The organism is Mesorhizobium sp. 43Arga (assembly GCF_053714255.1).
In genome coordinates, this window is record NZ_JBSKBO010000040.1 from 1 (window position 1) to 1,732 (window position 1,732).

At 63.6% G+C, this 1,732-nt stretch carries 1 protein-coding gene; it reads right to left on the bottom strand.

The genetic code is table 11. The features are described 5' to 3' along the window. Positions 1–1,524: IS66 family transposase (gene tnpC / locus ACWGS8_RS35105; RefSeq protein WP_454585198.1), on the bottom strand; the 1,524-nt coding region annotated here is incomplete at its 3' end. Positions 1,525–1,732 lie beyond the last annotated feature (208 nt).

The window sequence follows — 1,732 nt, forward strand, 5'->3', positions numbered from 1 at the left end:
ATCAAAACGGCGGTGGCCCGAAAAGGTCGCCCGTGTCGCGTTGCCGACGTGGACACGCTTCCAATGTTTACAGATACTTGACGAGGGAGTGCATAATGACTCACGCATCGCAAAACCACGCAGCGCCCGTTCGGCGGCATTGTTCGTCAAGCAAATCCGGCCGTCGCTAAGGAAGGCCTTGAAGCCATCCCAACGCTTCAGCATGTAGTCGATCGGCTCGGCAACCGGGGAGCTGCGCGACAGCTTTGCCCGCCCGGTCCGCATCCATTCCTCAAGGGCATCGACGAGAAGGCGGCTTTCCTGCCGGCGGCGTTCCACGCGTTCGCCAGCGGAAATCCCGTTGATCTCGCGCTCAATATCGAACAGGGCGTCGATGCGTTTGAGCGCCTCGAACGCGATCGGGGAGATCGGCGCTGCGTCCCTGCCACGCTTGGCATTGGTGGCGATGTCGGCAAGTACGAAGAACTTGCGGCGCGCATGCGCCCAGCACAACGCCTGGGTCAGCGGACTGGGATCGCGATCCCCCTTGAACAGCGGATTGTAGCCGCCATAGGCATCGGCCTGCAGAATGCCGCCAAAAGTCTTCAGATGGCGCTCGGGATGCTCCTGCCGCCGGTCGCGCGAGGCATAGTACAGTGCCGCCGGCGGCGATGTTCCGCCGAACGGCCGGTCATCCCTGACGTAGGTCCAGATGCGACCGGTATCGGTCTTGCCGCGGGCAAGGATCGGCACGGTGGTGTCATCGCCATGGAGGCGCTCGGCAGCGAGCACATGCGCCTCGATCAGCGCATGCATCGGCTTCAGCGCCGCGGCACACGCGCCAACCTGGTCGGCGAGCGTCGACACACTCAGATCGATGCCTTCACGGGTGTAGCGCTCGCTTTGCCGGTTCAGCGGCTGGTGCTGGGCAAACTTCTCGAACAGGATCATCGCCAGCAGGTTCGGACCGGCAAAGCCGCGCGGCGTCACGTGGAAGGGTGCTGGCGGCTGCGCGATCTTCTCGCATTCGCGGCAGGTGAACTTCTCCCGCACGGTCTGCATCACCTTCCACTGGCGCGGAATCACCTCCAGCGTCTCGGTGATATCCTCGCCAAGCTTGGCCAGCTTCCCCGAACCGCAGCACGGGCAGTTCCGGGGGGCGGCGATGACGACGCGCTCGCGCGGCAGGTGCTCGGGAAACGGCTTTCTTGACGGGCGCTTGCGTTCAAAGGCCCGGACCGTCGATGACCGCGCAGCCAGATCCGCTGCCAGTTCGTCTTCGCCGGCATCAGCCTCTAGTTCCTCGAGCTGCAGCTCCATCTGTTCGAGAAGCCGGGCTTTCCGCTCCGAGCGGCTACCATGGATCTCGCGCTTCAGCTTCTCGATCTCCAGCCTGAGCCGCGCAATCAGCGCATCCGAGTGCGAGTTCACGGCCTGCGCGCGGGCGGCGAGCGCTTGCGCCTCACGGCGGGCCGCACGCTCGGCGAGGATCATCGCGTGCGCACTGGCAAGGTCACCGGGAAGCTGATCGGCCGCATCGGTCATGGCGCGAGGGAATCATATTCGCCCTCGCCATGCCAGCGGTTTTGCTCATCCAGCCGAGCTTGGACGCCAGGTTTTTTGCGGCATTCGCCAGTCGATGCCTTCGAGCGAAGGCCTACAGGAATATCCCCTTTGGTGAGTCTGATGAATCATTGGTTGAGGTTGTCCAGGTTCTGGATCCGGGACATCCTCTCTATGGGCGATCCTTCCG